The sequence below is a fragment of the Streptomyces sp. NPDC054765 genome, from assembly GCF_053612065.1.
Map to the genome: position 1 here is coordinate 16365 of NZ_JBSHBP010000006.1, position 18352 is coordinate 34716.

Annotated in this window: 17 protein-coding genes; 3 read left to right on the forward strand and 14 right to left on the reverse strand. The window is 67.4% G+C overall.

Annotated elements, in window-relative coordinates; genetic code table 11:
* Position 1: 1 nt before the first annotated feature.
* Positions 2-217: a hypothetical protein gene (locus ACWGJY_RS05930; RefSeq protein WP_453259566.1), complete on the reverse strand. Its 216-nt coding sequence runs from the start codon at positions 215-217 to the stop codon at positions 2-4.
* Positions 218-334: 117 nt separating this feature from the next.
* Here ACWGJY_RS05930 and ACWGJY_RS05935 point away from each other — a divergent pair, with 117 nt between their 5' ends.
* Both ACWGJY_RS05935 and ACWGJY_RS05940 read left to right on the forward strand, forming a co-directional pair.
* Positions 335-1186: a helix-turn-helix domain-containing protein gene (locus ACWGJY_RS05935; RefSeq protein WP_453259567.1), complete on the forward strand. Its 852-nt coding sequence runs from the start codon at positions 335-337 to the stop codon at positions 1184-1186.
* Positions 1167-1385, forward strand: coding sequence for a DUF397 domain-containing protein (locus ACWGJY_RS05940; protein WP_453259568.1), 219 nt, complete (start codon positions 1167-1169; stop codon positions 1383-1385). Before ACWGJY_RS05935 ends, ACWGJY_RS05940 begins: the two co-directional genes overlap by 20 nt.
* Before the next feature lie 64 nt (positions 1386-1449).
* On the opposite strand, the gene ACWGJY_RS05945 is transcribed toward ACWGJY_RS05940, so the two are convergent.
* From ACWGJY_RS05945 to eccD, 13 genes are all read right to left on the reverse strand, one after another.
* On the reverse strand, positions 1450-1761 hold the full coding sequence (locus ACWGJY_RS05945; protein WP_453259569.1) for a hypothetical protein: 312 nt from the start codon (positions 1759-1761) through the stop codon (positions 1450-1452).
* 16 nt (positions 1762-1777) lie between these two features.
* A complete protein-coding gene (locus tag ACWGJY_RS05950) occupies positions 1778-1915 on the reverse strand; it encodes a hypothetical protein (protein ID WP_453259570.1) in 138 nt (45 codons plus the stop codon).
* A gap of 234 nt (positions 1916-2149) precedes the next feature.
* A complete protein-coding gene (locus ACWGJY_RS05955) occupies positions 2150-2587 on the reverse strand; it encodes a hypothetical protein (protein ID WP_453259571.1) in 438 nt (145 codons plus the stop codon).
* A 61-nt stretch (positions 2588-2648) separates the two neighbouring features.
* A complete protein-coding gene (locus ACWGJY_RS05960; RefSeq protein WP_453259572.1) occupies positions 2649-4448 on the reverse strand; it encodes an alpha/beta hydrolase in 1800 nt (599 codons plus the stop codon).
* 8 nt (positions 4449-4456) lie between these two features.
* Positions 4457-4912 carry a hypothetical protein gene (locus tag ACWGJY_RS05965; RefSeq protein ID WP_453259573.1) on the reverse strand — a complete coding sequence of 152 codons (456 nt, stop codon included), beginning with the start codon at positions 4910-4912 and terminating at the stop codon, positions 4457-4459.
* 394 nt (positions 4913-5306) lie between these two features.
* Entirely contained in the window at positions 5307-5579 is a 273-nt protein-coding gene (locus ACWGJY_RS05970; protein ID WP_453259574.1) for a WXG100 family type VII secretion target, read from the reverse strand.
* Positions 5580-5669: 90 nt separating this feature from the next.
* Entirely contained in the window at positions 5670-6032 is a 363-nt protein-coding gene (locus ACWGJY_RS05975) for a WXG100 family type VII secretion target (RefSeq protein WP_453259575.1), read from the reverse strand.
* 158 nt (positions 6033-6190) lie between these two features.
* Entirely contained in the window at positions 6191-7378 is a 1188-nt protein-coding gene (gene mycP, locus ACWGJY_RS05980; protein ID WP_453259576.1) for a type VII secretion-associated serine protease mycosin, read from the reverse strand.
* Positions 7379-7418: 40 nt separating this feature from the next.
* The gene (locus ACWGJY_RS05985; RefSeq protein ID WP_453259577.1) at positions 7419-9110 is read right to left on the reverse strand and encodes a hypothetical protein; all 1692 of its coding nucleotides are present in this window, start codon (positions 9108-9110) and stop codon (positions 7419-7421) included.
* Between the two features lie 17 nt (positions 9111-9127).
* Positions 9128-9586 carry a hypothetical protein gene (locus tag ACWGJY_RS05990; protein ID WP_453259578.1) on the reverse strand — a complete coding sequence of 153 codons (459 nt, stop codon included), beginning with the start codon at positions 9584-9586 and terminating at the stop codon, positions 9128-9130.
* A 214-nt stretch (positions 9587-9800) separates the two neighbouring features.
* A complete protein-coding gene (gene mycP, locus ACWGJY_RS05995) occupies positions 9801-11036 on the reverse strand; it encodes a type VII secretion-associated serine protease mycosin (protein WP_453259703.1) in 1236 nt (411 codons plus the stop codon).
* Between the two features lie 69 nt (positions 11037-11105).
* Positions 11106-12653 (reverse strand): type VII secretion protein EccB, encoded by a 1548-nt coding sequence (gene eccB / locus ACWGJY_RS06000; protein ID WP_453259579.1) that lies wholly within the window; start codon positions 12651-12653, stop codon positions 11106-11108.
* An 85-nt stretch (positions 12654-12738) separates the two neighbouring features.
* Complete coding sequence (eccD, locus tag ACWGJY_RS06005; RefSeq protein ID WP_453259580.1) at positions 12739-14205, reverse strand: type VII secretion integral membrane protein EccD; 1467 nt, start codon at positions 14203-14205, stop codon at positions 12739-12741.
* Positions 14206-14379: 174 nt separating this feature from the next.
* Here eccD and eccCa point away from each other — a divergent pair, with 174 nt between their 5' ends.
* Positions 14380-18336, forward strand: a complete 3957-nt coding sequence (gene eccCa / locus ACWGJY_RS06010; RefSeq protein ID WP_453259581.1) for a type VII secretion protein EccCa — start codon at positions 14380-14382, stop codon at positions 18334-18336.
* Positions 18337-18352 lie beyond the last annotated feature (16 nt).

Consider the following 18352-nt stretch of genomic DNA (forward strand, 5'->3'; position numbering starts at 1 on the left):
CTCACCGCGCGGCTGCCTTACGGAGCGCTTCGGCCAGCTTGCGGGCGGTGGCCGTATTGCAGTTACCGAGCGCGACGAGCGGGACCGCATAACTGCCGGCAAACCCCGGCAGGTCAATCCCGAGGGACGGCAGCGTGATCCCGTTGTCCTTGAGCGCGGTACGCAGCAGCTCGATGCAGTCCTGCACGTCGTCGTGGTGGTGGGTGGGGCTGGGCATGGGGCGTACGCCTTCCTGAGCGCATGGTGACGAACTGCTCACAGCGTGACGTCACTCGGCGTAGCGTGGAAGGGAATCGGGTTGCGCAGAGCAACCGGCAACAAACGGCGGTGAGTTATGCCTCCTCGTAAAGATCCCGACGCCTCGGCGAACGTTCCGTCCTTCTATGGCGCCGAGCTGCGCTACAAGAGGGAAGCTGCGGGTTTCACGCTCGAACATCTGGCGGACGGGAGCTACAGGGGTGTCCCGTTCCTTAGCCAGATCGAACGTGGTGAGCGGCGGATGCCGCTGGATCTGGCACAGCACGTCGACGAAAAGCTCGGGACGGACGGCTTTTTCGAGCGGCGGTGTGAAGATGCGCGCAAGGCTCGGCAATCGGGGCATGCCGAGCACTTCGCGGATGTTGCGGAGATGGAGCCGTACGCGGAGACGATCGAGGACTGGGCTCCGATGTTCGTCCCCGGGCTCTTGCAGACGGCGCCATACGCGCGGGCGCTTACGCGAGCGGCAATGCCTCGGACCTCGGACGACGACGTCGAGCTGAAGGTCACCGCACGGCTGAAGCGGGCGGAACTGTTCCAGCGGGAGAGGCCACCAGCGTTCTGGGCGATCCTGGACGAGAATGTGATCCGCCGCCGGGTTCTTCCACCAGAGCAGATGGCGGCGTTGTTGGAGCATATTGCGGATGTGGTCAGGGCGACGCGGTCCATTCTGCAGATCGTGCCGGAAGCCGCAGCTGCTCACCCGTACATGATGGGCATGACCCGGACGATGACCTTCCCGGACGCACCTCCCGTGGTGTACACGGAAGGACTGCACAGCGGCCAACTCATCGACTACCCGGCGCTCGTGAAGCAGTACCGGCAGTCGTACGATCTGCTCAGGGCCGCCGCACTGCCGCCTGAGGTGTCCCTGGCCATGATCGATGCAGCGGCTGAGGAGTACCGAAATGGCAAGCACCGAGCTTGATTTGAGCTCCGCGCTCTGGCGCAAGAGCAGCTACAGCAACGGCACCGGCGGCGAGTGTGTCGAGACTGCCGCCAACTTCCCCGGCCTGGTCCCGGTCCGGGACTCCAAAACGGCTCCTCACGGCCCGGCCCTCGTCATCCCCGCCGCCGCCTGGAGCCGCTTCCTGGCGGCCGTCAAGGATGACTCGCTCAGCGCCTGAGTCGTCTGCGCAACGCGCAACACCGGACACCCTGCCCCGCCCGCGCGGGGCTCCGAGGAGCCTCTCACCGCGGGGGCAGGGCCACCGCCGTCTGCATCTCGCAGGAATTGCACCAGAACGCCCAGCCGTTGGCGTCCACGGACCGCGATCCGCAGGCGAGGCACGGGTCCCCGACGAAACTCGCCGCCACCCAGGAACCGGCCGTCGCCGCGCGACGCCCCGCGGCCGCGCACTCATCCGCATAGCAGGGAATGCACAACCCGCCCTGCCGGCCGGGCAGTTTCATCGACCGTATCCCGCATGTCGCGCACGGCAGCCTGCCGACGTACTGCGCGTCCAGGCCGACCGGCTTCCCGTTCCTGCTGAAGGCCGCCATGCCGCCTCCGCCTCCTCTACGCCAGAACGGTTCCGGTGCCGCCGCACCCGGAACACTGCGTGGTGACCTCATCGCCGGCCGGCGTCTCCCAGACCACGGTGCCTCTGCCGGCGCAGTCGGGGCAGGGCTTCTGCGGGGGCAACTGCTCGCTCATTCTGCCCACGGTAGGCCGCGCCATGTTCCGATGTGACCACTTTCCGTGATCGCTTTGTCATGAGCGCCACCCAATCAGCGCTGGTCTCGCATTGAGGCTTGAGCACAGACCGCCATCTTCACGGGCCATCGTCGATGCGTGGCCGTCCGGGGAAGAAGCGGTACCAGGCAGGGGTGCTCAGGACGGCACCCGCTGCACCTCCTGTCCCGCTATCCCGGCGACAGTGTCCAGAGGCTAATCGGGCTTCTTGGTCTTGAAGCACGCGGATTCGACCGTGACTTCGATCAGCGAGGGGTCGTTTCCGTATTTTCGCTCGTCATGCAGCCTGATGTCGACGGAGAATTCTTCACCCTTGGAGTTAGCAACAATCTGCGGAGCTTTTGATGGGCTACCGTCAAAACCATCCTTGACGATCTTCCACCCCTTCTTGGGGAGCCCCTTCCTCAGTCGATCCATGGCTTGCTTCATGTCGTCGACCGGAACGCCGTACAGGCTCCATGGGTGGTGGGCCCTGTACACGCCTCCTGATTGCCCCGAGCACGGCATGGTGAACGGCCCCGGTTTCGTCACCTTCCCCTTCAGGCCGATGAGATCCAGGATCTCGCTGGAAGTCTTCTCGGTGCTCTCCTTGATTTCCTCGGCACCTCGCACCTTTAGATTGTCTTCGTTCATTTGTGAGCATCCCGCCATCAGTGCGCACGCCAGGAGCGCCTGTATTGTTCGTGGAATCCGCCTAGTCATAATCCACCATGTGATATTTTCCGGTGACGACAGCTGCCTGGTTCTTCAAACTGACTGAACCCTTGTCCCAGAATGCGCCGTGACCTCCTGCGTCGCTCTTCATGATGTTTCCGCCGAATTCCGCATCTGTGGGGACGGTCCGGTTGCCGCCGAGGCCCACATTCTTACCACCCTCCCGGACGAGCCAGTCGTCCCAATCACCGCCCATCGCCCACATGTGCTTTGGGTTGATACCGAGGTCCGCGGCGTGGGCCGCCTGCATGCCGGGGCTGCCGGCGACCATGACATCGTCTGCAGGTATAGGCGTCTCATTCCAGCTTGCGGTCTTGGCTGTATCGCCGATCAGCGTGCTGCCGTAGCTGTGCCCCATGACAGTGGTGTGGCCGTGGCTGCCGGTCGCGTACTGATGGGCCAATCTGTTGCCTTCGAGGAATTCGTGGAGTCTTGGTGCACCCTTTTCCGCGAACTTGTCCTGCATGGCCTCCCGGTAGATGTTGTCCGGGGCGTCGTAATCGAACCAGGTGATCGTGGAGATTTCCTTCCCCGGGGCGAGCTTGTTGCTCTCGCCCCAAAGGTACTCACTCCGCTTGAGGTCTGAAGGCGTGTCGCCGGAATCTTCGCCGATCGTCGATATATCCGTCGTCGTGCCGGGGACGTAGATGGCGGTGTGGTCAGCTGTATCGGGATTGCCATTGGCGAGAATAACCCGGCCGTTGCCTTCGCCGTCAGGGGCGAACCCCAGGAGGTATGCCTCGGGGAGTCCATCCTGGCCGGTCCGGTCGAAACGGTCCTGAATGGCCCGCATTCCCTTCAATTTCCCGTCCAGACTCTCCTTCTTGTCGCGCCAATCCAGCCACTTCTGGCTTATTTTCATGTCGCCGCGGGCCCCGAAGCTCTCGAACTCGGGTGGCTCCGCCTTGGTGAGTGCAGCCAGCCTCATCTCGTACTGACCACGTGTTTCCGCGAGGACGGTCCGGTTGGCCTCATCGCGAGCATCGGCGGGCAGGCCGTTCATCGCCCCGATGCTCGCGGGATGCAGGGAGATGTAGGCGTCCCGTTCATCCGCGGACAGGTGCTTCCACCACTCCACGTTGTCCTCCGGGTCGCCGTGCTTGGGCGGTTCCTTGATGCCGTCCAGATAGCGCTCGGCGCCGTCGCGGACACCGCCTGTGTCCTTCTTGGCGTCGACCCAGTCCGCGGCGGAGACGGTCAGATCGTCGTCAGCTTTGAGATTCCGCAGTTTGGGGGCCCATTTCTCGTCGGCCGCTGTGGCTTCTTCGAGGGCTGCGGTGATGCGGTCGGCGTAGGCCTGTGCCCGGGCGAAGTTGGGATTGGGATCAAAGTGGGCCGCCTGCCGGTTGAGCGCCTTGGCTGTCTCGTCCGTGACACCGTTCGCCCTGCCACCCGGCGGGGTCTTGCCCCGGTACTCGTCACCCGCTGCCGGGTAGGTGACGGACCCGTCCTTCTCCACGGTGAATTTCTCGCCCTCCGCATCCGCCACCGCCGCATCGAGCTTCTTCTTGGCGGTCTGCAGGTCGACGGCAAGGGCGTTGAGCGCGGTGCTGATGACGCCGCACTCCACCTGGGTGTAGTGGAAGTCCTTTGCCAGCGCGCGGAGTTGCATGAGAGCGGCCTCCGCAGCCTTGCCGGAGAGTGACTCCCGTAACTTGACGTTGATCCGCTGCTCAAGCGCGTCCTTGGCGGAGCTCGCCATATGGCTGGCGGCGCGGTATCCGTCCGCGGCGTCCTCGAACTCGGATGTCTTGAGGTTCCTGAGCGTCGAGTAGTCCATGGCTCAGTTCACTTCCCCTGCTGCCGGCCACCGACTGCGGGGGTGTCCTCGTACTGGTGGGAGAGCTTGCTGAACGAGTTCTTGACGGCTGCGTCGTTCTCGTACAGCTCGCCGCCCGCCTTCTCCATCCGATCCTGGATCGCGCCGCACCGGCCGCTCAGGGCTTCCAAGTACCGCTTCCAGGAGCGGTAGACATCCTGCTGTGCCGCAGCGCTCTGCACTACGCTGCCGGAGCCGGCGCCCTGCTGCTCCGCTTCCAGTTTCGCCAGGGCCTTCTTGATGTTCCCGCGTAACGACTGGACGTCATGGCCTGCTCTAGTCCAGGCGGCCTTCGTCGATTTCAAGTCGCCCCAGCCGTCGCCCGAACCGTGCTGTCGACCGTGCCCGTCCGCACTGGCGAGCTTCATGCCGGCGTTGTCCGACGCCTGCTGCTTGAGCGCGGCCCATTCCTCATCCCAGGACACGCTGTTCCCCCGTCGTCATCGTTGCGTGTAATGACAGAGAGCCTACGGTGATGCCGCACCCCTCTCCTGAGTACGGCTACCTATGAGCCATGTGGAGTGCGGGGCGAACGTTCACGTGGGCGGCGGTCCCGATACACGTGGGCCCTCGCTGTGCTCAAGGCAACTGCCGGCGCCGGTTTCTGTCAGGGCTACCGGTATGCGGCGACTGTCGTGGGCACGAGCAGAACGGGGGTGAGGCAGGTGCCCTCTGTATGTCGCCGCTGCCCCATCTCTGCCCCGCCCACCACAAGCGATCAGCCTTGTGGCGTTCCCGATGGTGCAAAGCGTGCACCACCATGAGGCCTTGGGGTGGGCACGCACCGTACCCACCCCAAGTCGTGCCGGCAGCCTGCTGCTACTGGAAGAATCCGGCAGCTCGACGGTCCGTCGCCCGATAGTCCGCGCTGCCGGACCGGATCTTGGTCGCGACCTCGTGCAGGGTGCTCTGGATGTGGTTCGCGCGGCTGTTCCACTGCCGTTCTGCGGCCTGGAAGGCCTGGTGGGCCTCGCCTTCCCAGGAGTTGGAGACGCGCTTGACCGCGCCCCAGATCTTGTCGAGCTCGGCCTGCAGCTCCTTGGCGGAACGCTCGATATCGGCGGCGGTCTGCTCTACCGCGCCGTATGTCACCCGAAGGTTCTCGTCGCCGGCCATTTCTCCCCCACTGCTGGTGGCTGATTGGTGGATGTCGCTTTACCTGGTGCTTCCAGGTGGAGGTGCTCAGTAGTTGCTGATGCCGCTGACGGAGCCGGTGTTGAGCTGGCCGCCGGGCGCGCCGCCGTTGACGTCGATGCCGCGGAAGCTGGAGAGCACCTCGGAGTCGTTGGACTGGCTGGTGGTGCCCGTCTGGGCGATCGCGTCGTTGATGCCGTCGAGCATGCGGCGCAGGGCGGCGTGGTCCTCGTTGAGGGCGTTCTGGGCCTGCTTGAAGGCGCTGGCGCCCTGGCCGGTCCACGCCGACTCGACGGCGGAGATGGCGTTGATCAGCGTCCGCAGCTGGGACGACATCGCCTGACTGCCGCTCTGGATCTCGCTCTTGAGCTTTTCGATCTCCGCATAGGTAAGTGCGGTATTCCCTGCCATGATCCACCTTCCCCCATGAGTGGGTTACAGAGCTGAGTGATAGGTCTGGTGTTCAGCTCGGATTGTTGGCCGTATCTCGAAAGATGCGGGTTTCTGCGCTGGTTGCTCGTGGCGTGAGCAACCAGAGTTCTGGTCGTTGAGCTGTGTTGCGTCCGCCGTTACGTCCGTCGTCGCCGGACGGTGATCAGTCCGCCGGCTGTCAGGGCCGCGACTGCTGCGGCCAGTCCGGCAGTGAGGGGCCAGACCGGTGAGCTGTCCGGGTGATCGGCCGGCTTCTGTGCTGCACCGGCCGCTGAGTTGTCTGCCCTCGACTGCGGGGTCTTGGGCGGTGCGCCGGTTTCGCGGGCGGCAAGCAGCGGGTTGATGTCGGCGGGGCCGGGATCGCCTTCCTTGTCCAGCAGCACCTTCCGGGGGCGGACGATGCCGTAGCCGAGGTACTCGCTCGGGACCTTGCCGTCCTCCGGCTTGCCGGCGGTCTCCATCATGACCCGCAGGACCTGGTTGTTGGTCCAGGCGGGGTGGGCGGACCAGATCAGGGCGGCGGAGGCCGAGGCGATGGCGGTGGCGTCGCTGGTGCCCTCTTCTGTGCAGCCCAGGAGCTCCTTCGTGCAACGAGTGGGAATGCCGACTCCGGGCGCGGCCAGGGCTACCTGCGGCCCGTGGGTCGAGAACTTGGTTACTTTCAGAGATCTGTCGACGGCGCCGACGCCGACAACTCCGGGAAGACTGGCGGGATAGCGAGGAAGATTGTCCTTCGCTCCTTCGTTTCCCACACCCGCAAAGATCAAGCTCCCCTTCTTGTTCGCGTAATCGATCGCCGGCTGCAGTGCCGCCTCAGTTTCGGCAGCGGCTGTCCCGGCTTGGGAGATGTTGATAACCTTCGCGCCCTGGTCTGCTGCATAGCGAATGGATTTCGCCATGTTGGAAGACCAGTCCCCGTTGATGCTCCTGATGGGGAGGATTTTTGCTCCTGGCGCGAGCCCCCAGGTGCCGCTTCCGCTGCGCTGGCCGGCAATGATCATTGCCATGCTTGTGCCATGGCCCTCATCGTCGTAGTCTGCGCCGCGCCCTTGTCCCGAGAAGTCCTTGCCGGGGCTTAATTGGCCACGTAGCTCGGCGACCGAATCGTTGACACCGCTGTCGATCACGGCCACGGAAACGCCTTCTCCAGTACTGGTCTGCCACATGCGCTCTGCCTGCATCGCATCTAGGTACCACTGGCGCGGCCTCTTGTCCGCAGCAGAGGCCGTTGGGGCGAGCAAGCCCACGGTCAGTGTGGTGAGGCAGGTGAGCGCAGCTACCGACGCCCGGCTCTTCCTCTGCACGTGATGTGCTGCACGACTCACAGTGCGGTGCCTCCTCCTCCGTTGCGCGACCGGGTCAGGCTTATTCGATCACCGGCGGCACCGCTTGCGAGTGCTGTGCCGTCCATGTCTCGTCGTCTTCCCTGAGGTAGTCCGGCCGCTGACCGGAGGTGGCATTCCTGCGTTGCGAGGGGGACCCTGTCATGGGCAGCACGCCGTTGGACTGGGTGGTGGCCCGCGACAATCCTGAGCCGCCCGGCGTGAAGTCGTTCGTCCGGCCACGTGGCATCTGGGTTCGTCCGACCGCCTGTCCCGACTCCGATTTGCGGCCTGCGGCCGACGGCATTCCCGTAGCCGTCCCTGTGGCAGCGCTTCCCGAGTTGTTCTTGCCGTTCATCGGGACAGGTACGGCGGAGCCCTGCTCGTTTCCTGCTACCAGCGCACCGGACCCGCCTACGCTGCCGCCAGGCTCGTAGGCCAGACGGCGCCCCGGGACGCCGCGCACGTCCGGTCTGATGCTGTTACCAGTGTTACCTGGAAAACTGCCCCCCTGGAGACCACGCGCCGCACTGCGTTCTTCACCCATGACCGGGCCATGTGTCCTGTCCATAGCCTCTCCCCGCTGGGGGGCGAAGCGTTGACCGGAACTTCCCACATCTCGCTGCGCCATTCCACTTCCTTTGGCGGGAGGAAGCGCTCCGGGCCCGGCAGGACGGGGTGTGTTCATGCCATGTTCTTCGCCCATGACAGTTCCTCCCGGCAAATGCGGACGTCCGGGAAACGTGTTGCCGCGCTGGGCGGTACCACCGACGATGCCATCCCCTGTGGACTTGCCCGGCCTATTTGATGCCGCGGCTCGACGGCCTATCGGGCTCTGCGAGCTGGGTTCTGCCCCTCCGCGACCGCCGGGGATCTTTGTTTCCCCGGGGAACGTCGTGGAGCTGGGAGGGACCCCGGGAAAGCCGTCGGAGCCCCCAGGCTGGTGGGGGGAGGGGCCCAAGCGTGGCGGCGAGGGTTGGGTGGGAGTGACGGGTGCGGTGGAGTCGACTGACGTACCCACCTGCCGGTCGTGCTGCAGGTGTTCGCGCGGCGACCGGGACGCCCCTCCGTGCCGCTCCACACCGCTGTTGCCCGACGACGAAGCAACACCAGCCCTGCCGGGCTCGTTCGTACCTCCGTTGGTGGCCGACCGGTCCAAGACTTGCCTGTTGCTGACGCGATCGTCCTCCAGCGGCGGCTCCGGCACAAACCCCGAAGCCGGCCGGAAGTTGGGAGTCTCCTGCCGCGCGATCTTCTCCTGGGCCGTCCGGTAGTAAGACGCCAGCCGGTTCATCTCGGCGATGGCTTCTTCCCTAGCCGGGTCCTTGGTGAGGGCGGTGACCCCGCTCACCTTTCCGCTTTCCGCCTCTGCGAAGTTCCTCAGCTCGGGAGGCTTGGGCATCAGTTTGGCCTGGCCCAGTGCGGTTGCGGCATCGACCATTGCGTGGCCGGTATTTGTGGCGTAGTGGCCCAGTTTGCGGCTTTCCGCGGCGGTTGCTCTGGTCCAGTCGTCGAAAGCTTGGGCGCCTTCGCCTTGCCAGTGGACCTGTTTGGCGTATGCCTCGAGGTCTTTGGTGATTCTGGCGATCTCATTGCCTGCGTCGACCAGGTCCGTTCCCATCACCACGATGTGCATGTGGTCGCCGTCGGCCACCATGGAGTAGAGGGCCTGGTGGGACGCGTCCTCGAAGTTGGTGCAGCCCGAAACGCCTAAGAGCTCGGTGTTCTCTGCCATGTCGTTCCCCCCTTGCCTCAGATGCCGTCGGGGCCCGCGGACCGGCCGTCGCCCAGCTCCGGGCCGGTGGAGCCGGCGGGCTGGTGCTTGGGCTGTGGTGCCTTGTAGAGGCCTTGGGTACGACGTTGGATCGCGGCCAGGCGGTTCCGTACGTCGGCATCCACCGCTTCGTAGTCCCGGCCGATGAACTCGGTTCCGAGGCTCAGTGCCTCGATCTGGTCGCCGAATACTTTTGAGAATGCCTCAAGTTGGGACAACACTTTTTCGTAGGTGTCCGCGAGGCCCTGCGCCTCGATGAATCCCTGGCCGAAGGAGGACGGAGCAATCTTGCGTTGGCCGAGCGCACGGTGATCCGCATTTGACCCCTTGAGCTGGTCCAGCAGGTCGTCCACGCGCTGTTTCAGCTTCTTCAGCTCTTCGGGATCGACGTTGAGCGACCCGCCTCCGGCGCCGGCCGCCGCCCCGCTCACCTGCACGCTTGTGTTCTCCTCAGCCCCCACCGTGGCTCCCCCGTACGTCAGGAAATTCAGGAGCCACTCTAGTCACCACCTCTGGCAACGACCGGTAGTGTTGAGCCGGTACCGTTGAGAATTCGCCAATGGCGGGCACCCTCACCGAGAGCCCGGGGCGAACGCAGTGGCAGCCGGGTTTGAGATCAAGTAGCCCTATTCCCCGGGAATCTGAGTACGGCTACTCATTGACTTGTCGCGCAGCCGCTCCCGTTGCCGTCGCAGAGGCAGCCGCCTGCCTGCGTACGTCCCGTCGGATGACCGCAACTCCCGCGATGACCGCCACCGCGACGCCCCCGGCCCCCAGTCCGTATGTCGCATATCGCTCCATCCGTTTCTGCGGAGTCTCGCCGTCCGCGAGGGTGACCGGGTCCGGGGGAGTGGCCCGGGGCGGGCCGTCATCCGCGGTCGGTCGGTCGATGGGGTGGTCGTCCTCGGTCAGGGCGCGTACCGCGTCGACGACGCCCCAGCCCACTAGGTTGTCGCGGCCGTTGACGGAGCGCTCGGCAGTCTGCTCGATCTGGGCGACGATCTGGTACTCCTTCCAGTCGCGGTGCTTGGCCCGCAGGAGGGCCGCGATGCCGGCTACATAGGGAGCCGAGAAGCTGGTGCCGTTGTCGACGCACTGGCCGCCTTTGGGGACGGTGGAGACCACGTCCACCCCGGGAGCGGCGACGCCGATGAAGTCGCCGCTCTGGGAGAAGGCGGCACGCTCGTTGTTGCGGTCGGAGGAGGCGACGGCCAGGACGCCCGGGTACGACGCCGGATAGGTCTTCTTGAGGCGGCCGTCGAAGCCGTCGTTGCCGGCGGAGGCCACCACGACGATGTTCTTCCGCCGTGCCTCGCGGACCGCCTGGGCGAGCCGGGAGTCCGCCGGGACGGGCTCTGTCGTGTCCTGGGAGATGTTGATGATGTCGGCATCTGTGGCCACGGCCTTCTCGATGGCGGCGGCCAGCGTGCCGACGTTTCCGGTGCCCTTCTCGTCGTTCTGGCGGAGGGGGATGACGAGTGCCTCCGGGGCCAGGCCGACGAAGCCGGTGCCGGCGCGCGGGCGGGCCGCGATGATGCCCGCGACCTTGGTGCCGTGGCCCACCGGGTCGTAGGTGCCGTTCGTCGGCGCCTTGGGGTCCGCGTCTTTGCTCTTGCCGAGGAAGTCCCAGCCGCTTTTGGCCTCGACGGCGTCGGCGAGCTGCGGATTCGTGGTGTCGACGCCCGTGTCGATCACTGCGACCCGGACCCGGTGGCCTTGTGCGTCACGGCCCTTGGTGTCCTGCCACAGGCGGTCGAAGAGGATCCGCTGCAGGGCCCACGGCCGCTCCTTGATCTGCTGCTTCATGGGGAAGGTGCAGGCGCCGTTCCCTTCCGGTACCGGCGTGGTGTCCTCTGGTCCTGCCGCCGTCGCAGGGGCGGCGGCCATCGCCACGATCAGCGCGCCCGTGCTCCAGGCCGCGGTTGCCTTCCTCCGCACCGTGGTGACTCCGTTTCCCTACGAGCCTTGCGGCTGCCGTGCGGCGTTGGTGTCCAGCCGAGGGCCCATTGGCAGGAACTGCGACCAGTTCGCCGGGACGCGCACGGGCTTGATGTCCTTGTAACCAAGCAGCATTTGCGCCCGGTGGGTCTCCTGCTGCTGCGTGGCGCGGCTCTGCCCGGTGTCCTTGGCGTCCGAACCGATGCCGGAGGGCTTCGCGCTGCTGTCGTTGTTCGCCTGTACGCCGTACCGCAGGCCGGTGTCCGTCACAAGGAAGTTCAGTCCCGACGTCCCGTCCCCGGCTTGGATCTGCTGGTAGAACAGGCCGGTTCCGGGCGTCACATATGCGCTGGTCCCGCCGTTGACGACCGGCTGGGGATAGTCCGTTCCGGCCCAGGTGCTGAGCTGGGTGCCGCCGTCCGGGGAGACCTCGCGCAGCACGTTGCAGACCGTGTTCCGCCGGCCCGGCGCCGCAGCGGTGTTGGCCTGCACAGCGGCCAACTGCGGCCACTTCTTCTCCGCGAAGAGGTTCCCGCTCTTCGGGGTGAAGGACTGCGCGTCCACCTCTGTGGGCTCGTTGCGCTGCTGTAGCCGGCCGGTCTGCGGGGAGAAGAGAAGCAGCCGTGCGACGAAGTCCGACACCGGTCGGACCTCGCCGGGCAGTACGACGTACTGCTGCGCTCCGGAGCCCGTTGTGGCGCGGAGCACCATGCCGACCTGGTCCTCGTGGGCGCCCAGGCCCTTGATGCCGGCCCGCCGGCCGACGGACTGTGGAAGGGCGGGGAAGGCGATCGGCATGCCGTCGTGGAACGTGGCAAGCCATTCCTTGGTGACTTGTTGGGGCTGCCGGCTCCCCACCAGCGCGCGCAGCAGCAGTTCGGAGCCCTTGCCGGAGTTGCCGCCGTCGATGAGGTACTTGGTGCCCTGGGGGTCGACCAGATAGCGGGCGCCCTGTGCGCCGGTCTCCTGGACGTAGAGCACCTGGCCGCCGCGCAGCCGGCCCGGGCCCTCCACCTTGTGCTCGTCGCGGGCGGCGAAGAGGAACGTGGCCTTCTGCACGGCCTTGCCGTTGCTGCCCGGCTGCTCGCACACCGCCCAGCGCTTGCTCTTCTGCGCTTCCGGGGCCTCCGGGATACGGTCCGGGGCGTACGGGATGCCGAGGGTGGGGCCGTGCGGGATGGTCCCGTTGTCGAGCTCATGCTCATCGATCTTGAGGACGTCGAACCGGTCGGTGTTCAGCAGCAGCCGGGCAGAGGCCATGTTGAGGACGGGGTGGAGCTGTGACGTGCCGTCCGTGGTGAGCACGACGTAGAGGGTGGCCGACTGGCTGCCCAGGAGGACGTGTTCGCCCGGCTTGTTCCAGCCCTTGGGGGCCTGCGGCCGGAACATGCCCCAGGCACCGAAGCCCGCGAGCACGAGCGCGGCGATGACCAGACCGGGAAGCACGGCGCGCAGCGGGTTCGGGGCCCCCTCGTCCGTACGGTCCGGAGAGGGCTGCAGGAAAGCGGCCACGAGTCGCTTCTTGGCGAAGGTGTAGCCGTTGAGCTCGTCCCGCCGTGATGCCATGGTGCTGAGTTCCCCCTGAGACCGTTACCCCGAGTGCGCGGTCGTTTTTCTTCCGGGCCCGACCGCCGGCGCCGACGTCCGCACCTCACCCGCTGGTCATGCTGCGTGCCCGGCCGTACAGGTCCAGGACCGCCAGACACAGCGGCATCAGGGACAGCAGGAGCAGCCCGTCGGTGAGATCGAGAGCGCGCCCCCAGAAGGGTGTGAGCCCCCGCTTCGGCACGGTCAGTGCCACCAGGGTCAGCAGCGCCACACCGCCTGCCAGGGCGAGCGCCAACCAGATGGTGCGGATGTCGAGCTGGGCACGGTCGCCCGTGGCGAAGTCGGTGAGCGCGCCGGCCGGCGGAGCGAGTGCCATCCCCAGGACGAGCAGTGCCAGCGCGCCGAACCCCGCGATGATCACGCAGGCAACCTGCGCGGTGTAGCGGAAGAGCCGGGCCCGCAGCAGTGTGGCCAGGCCGGCGGCGAGAGTGAGCAGACGCCCCCATGCCGATTCCGACAGGCCTAGGACGGCCGCGGCCGCGATGACCACCGCGCAGCAGCCTCCCAGCAGCCCCAGCAGCAGTTCATGGCCGCGGCGCGACTGTGCGGCGATGCCGTCCACGTCCACGAGGTCCCTGGCGGACATCGCCGCGCCCGGACCTGCGCCCGCCTCCCGCTCGGCCAGGCTGCGCGGTGTGGCGTAGCCGATGGGGAGCCTGGCCAGACGTGTGGCGAGGGCGGGCAGAAAGGCCATCAGCCCGATGGCCACCGGGAGGCAGACGGCCGCGGTCCGGGAGGCCGGGGCCTCGGTGACGATGGCGAGGAAGGCGGAGAGGGTGCCGACAGCCGTCACGAACGTGGCCGCAATGAACGGGGCATCGCCCTTCGGCGACAGCGCGACCAGCGCGACGGAGACGACGAGCGCGGCGATGCAGCCCAACAGGAATTGCAGTCGTCCGGCCCCTTGGCCGGCGCCGGGGCCGACGATCCCCGAGCCCGCGCTCCACACGGCCGGCAGCGCTCCCAGGCCCAGCGCGACGGCCGACGGCTGGTCCCGGTAGACGCGGGCCCGTACGCCTGCGAACGCGGCCACCAGCAGCCCGGCGACGGCGGCGATCACCCCGGGCAGGCTGTGCATGTCGTGACGTAAGGGATCGGCGCACCACAGCACGATTCCCACGAGGGCCAGCAGCACGCCCACCCCCACCAGGCCGGCGCCTCGCAGCATCCCGTCGTTCCACAGACGCCTGTCCCGGGCGACGGCGGAGGCCACGGCATCGGAGACATCGTCGAAGACGGCCGGCGGGAGGGACTGTGCGAAGGGCCGCAGATGCAGCATCTCGCCGTCGACGACACGCTGGTCGGCGAGCGAGCGGGAGCTGTCCAGCGCGGTGCCGTCGCTCCGGAACAGGTAGTAGCCGGTCGGCGTGTCCGCGGGCTGGGTCTGACGGGTCAGCCGCAGTACCTCGGGATAGATGTCGGAGACCGCGATGTTCTCGGGCAGTGCCACGTCGATACGGCTGTCGGGCGCGACCACGGTCACCCTGCGGAAACCGGTCCCCACGCTCATGCGCAATTCTTCCCCCTGTTCGCCGCCCGGGTCCGCGCCCGGCCGGTCGTGACACATGATCCTTCCCCGTTGGCCACATTAGTCGGCAGTAGGATCGTCCGATGCGGAAGGCGCCGTCGCCAGGGGGGTGAGCGGTACGGAGATTTCCCTTCCGCGCCGAGGGATTGGTGCGCGGTGAGCCAGATCGTCGTCAAGCGTCCGCCGCGGGCGCTGCCGCCTGTCATCTCCACGGAGGAGTTACGGCTTGCATCACCGCCGGAACTGCCGCGTGGCCAGCAGGAGGGCGTGCTGATGCAACTCCTGCCGATGATCGGCATGGGCTCGTCGGTGGTGTTCTTCTTCATGCCGGGCATGCCCGACTTCATGCGCATCATGGGTGCGCTGATGCTCGCCTCGACGCTCGGCATGGTGATCGCACAGGTCGTCCGTTACCGCCGGGGCACCCAGGGAGAGATGGCGCAAAGTCGCCGTGATTATCTCAAGTATCTGGCCCAGACCCGGCGCAGGATCCGCCGTACGGCAGCAGCGCAGCGCAACGCTCAGCACTACCTCCACCCCGCTCCCGACCAGCTGTGGGCGGTGGTAGCCGAAGGCAGCCGGATCTGGGAACGGCGGATCGGTGACGCCGACTTCGGCCAGGCCCGTATCGGCCTGGGCACCCAGCAGCTCGCCACCCCCCTCATCGCTCCCGACACCGCGCCCGTCGACGAGCTCGAACCGCTCACCGCGGGTGTCATGCAGCGCTTCCTCATGACCCATGGCTCGCTGTCACACATGCCGGTCGCGGTGTCGATGCGCGCCTTCTACCACCTGACCGTATCCGGCGACCCGGAGTCCGCCCATGGCGCCGCACGGGCCCTGATCGGCCAACTCGTCACGCTGCACTCGCCGCAGGACCTCATGGTCGCCGTGGTTGCGGCCCCCGGTGCCCTCGCCCGGTGGGAGTGGACCAAGTGGCTGCCGCACGCCCAGCTGCCCGGCTCCTTGGACGGTGCGGGCACCAAACGGCTCTTCGGCGACGACCTCGCCGAACTCGAAACCCTCCTGGGCGACCGGCTGGCCGACCGCCCGCGCTTCAGCCGGGAGGCCCCGCCGCTGCTGGACCGGCCGCACCTCGTGATCGTCCTGGACGGCGGCATGGTTCCCCCGGACTCAGCCTTCGCCGCCCCCGAGGGCCTCCAGGGCGTCACGGTCGTCGAGGTCGTCCCGGGCGAACTCGACGAACCGCGCGGCGGTCTGTCCGTACACGTCCGCCCCGCCCGCCTACGCCTGGAATCCGCGGTCTCCGTCTACGAGGGCACTCCCGACATGCTGTCCCTCGAACGTGCCGACACCCTCGCCCGCCGGCTCGCCCCGCTGCGGATCGACGGCGACGATGACGACGAGCCGCTGCTCGCCAACCTCGACTTCACCGATCTGCTCGACCTGGGCGACCCCGCCTCGGTCGACACCGCCCGCACCTGGCGCCCCCGTTCCCAGGCCGAACGCCTGCGCGTCCCCATCGGCGTCGACGAGGCCGGCCGGCCGGTCATGCTCGACCTCAAGGAGGCCGCGCAGAACGGCATGGGCCCGCACGGCCTGTGCGTTGGCGCCACTGGCTCCGGCAAGTCCGAACTCCTGCGCACCCTCGTCCTGGGGCTGTCCGTCACCCACTCCTCGGAGACCCTGAACTTCGTACTGGCGGACTTCAAGGGCGGCGCCACATTCGCCGGGATGTCCGCCCTCCCGCACGTCGCCGCCGTGATCACCAACCTCGCCGACGACCTCTCGCTGGTCGACCGTATGGGCGACTCCATCCGCGGCGAACTCCAGCGCCGCCAGGAACTCCTGCGCCAGAAGGGCAACTTCGCCAATATCCACGACTACGAAAGGGCCCGTGCCGCCGGGCACCCCCTGGACCCGCTCTCCTCGCTCGTCATCGTCATTGACGAGTTCAGTGAACTGCTCACCGCAAAGCCCGACTTCATCGAGATGTTCATCCAGATCGGCCGAATCGGCCGCTCCCTGGGCGTTCATCTCCTGCTGGCCTCCCAGCGTCTGGAGGAAGGCCGCCTGCGCGGTCTGGACACCTACCTCTCGTACCGCATCGGCCTGCGCACCTTTTCCGGCGCCGAATCCCGCGTCGCCCTCGGCGTCCCGGACGCCTACCACCTGCCCTCCGTCCCCGGCTCCGGCTATCTCAAGTTCGGCACGGACGAGATGATCCGCTTCAAGGCCGCCTATGTGTCCGGGACGTACCGCTCGGGTGCCGATGGCGCGGAGGAGGGCGCGCACCCCGTCCAGCGGTGTGCCGCGCTCTTCCAGGCGCCGCACGTCCCGCCGGCCGATGTCGCGCCGCAGCCGGACACGGCCCCGGGCGCGGGCTCCCGTCCCGCGCTTGAGGGCGCTCTCGTCGACACGGTTCTGGACGTGATCGTCGGCCGGCTGGAAGGCCAGGGGCCCGCCGCCCACCAGGTCTGGTTGCCGCCCCTGGACAAGGCCCCCGCCCTCGACCAGCTTCTCCCTGCCCTGGCGGCCACGGCCGAACGTGGCCTGCATGCTTCGTCTTACCGCTCCACGGGCGGGCTGACCGTCCCCCTCGGCCTGGTCGACAAGCCTTTCGAGCAGCGCAGGGAAATCCTTGCCCACGATTTCTCCGGAGCCACCGGCCACCTCCTGGTCGTCGGCGGCCCCCAGTCCGGCAAATCCACCCTGCTGCGCACCCTCATCGGCTCGTTCGCCCTCACCCACACCGCTGGGGAAGTGCAGTTCTACGGACTCGACTTCGGCGGCGGCGCCCTGAGTTCGATGGCGGACCTGCCGCATGTCGGCTCCGTCGCCTCCCGCCTCGACCCCGAACGCATCCGCCGTACCGTCGCGGAGGTGGCGGGCATCCTGGCCCGGCGGGAGGAGTTCTTCCGCGCCCACACCATCGACACCATCGCTACCTACCGCCGCCGGCGCGCCGAAGGCGGGTTCCCCGACCAGCCCTGGGGCGACGTCTTTCTCCTCATCGACGGCTGGGGTCCTTTCAAGGACGAGTACGAGATGCTCGAACCGGTCGTCACCGACATCGCCTCGCGCGGCCTGGGCTTCGGTATCCACGTCGTCCTCACAGCCTCCCGGCACATGGAGGTACGCGCCGCCCTCAAGGACCAGCTCCTCGGCCGCCTCGAACTCCGTCTCGCCGACCCCTTTGACTCCGAATTCGACCGCAAGGCCGCCGCCAATGTCCCCGCCGGCGTCCCCGGCCGCGGCCAGACCCCCGGCAAACTCCACTTCATGGCGGCCCAACCGCGCATCGACTCGGGGAGCGCCGGCACCGAACTCGCCGATGCCACTGCCGCGTTCGTCCGGCAGGCCGCGGAGGCCTGGCAGGGCCCGCCGGCCCCCGCCGTCCGGCTCCTTCCCCGGAAGGTCGCCGCCGGCCACCTGCCTGAGGGCTTTGCTCACCCGGACCGTGGCATCCCCATCGGCATCGGCGAGACCAGCCTCGAACCGGTCTATGTCGACTTCGAAACCGATCCCTTCCTGCTCGTCTTCGGTGAAAGCGAGTCCGGCAAGACCGCGGCCCTGCGCCACCTCGCGTACAAGATCTCCGAGCGCTACACCGCCGACGAGGCCAAGATCGTCGTCGGTGACTACCGGCGCACCCTGCTCGGCGCCGTCTCCCCGGGCCATCTCCTCGAATACGCCGCCACCGACACGGCGCTCACCGGCCATATGGAGGCCCTCGCCGGTCTCATGGAGCGCCGCCGTCCGGGGCCCGACGTCACCCCCCAGCAGCTCCGCGACCGCAGCTGGTGGACCGGCCCCCGCTTCTTCGTCGTCATCGACGACTACGACCTGGTCACCTCGTCCACCGGCAACCCCCTCGCCGTCCTCACCGAACACCTCCCCTTCGCCCGCGATGCCGGCATCCACTTCCTCGTCGCCCGCACCACCGCCGGAGTCTCCCGCGCGCTCTTCGAGCCCTTCCTTCAGCGCATCAAGGAACTCGGCGCCCAGGGCCTGATCCTCTCCGGTGACCCCCATGAAGGGGACGTTCTCGGCACCACCCGTCCCCATCCCATGCCCCCGGGCCGCGCCCACTTCGTGTCCCGCAAGCGGGGCACGCCCCTGGTGCAGCTGGGCTGGCTGCCTGATCGGTAGCGAAATCAAACGGGCG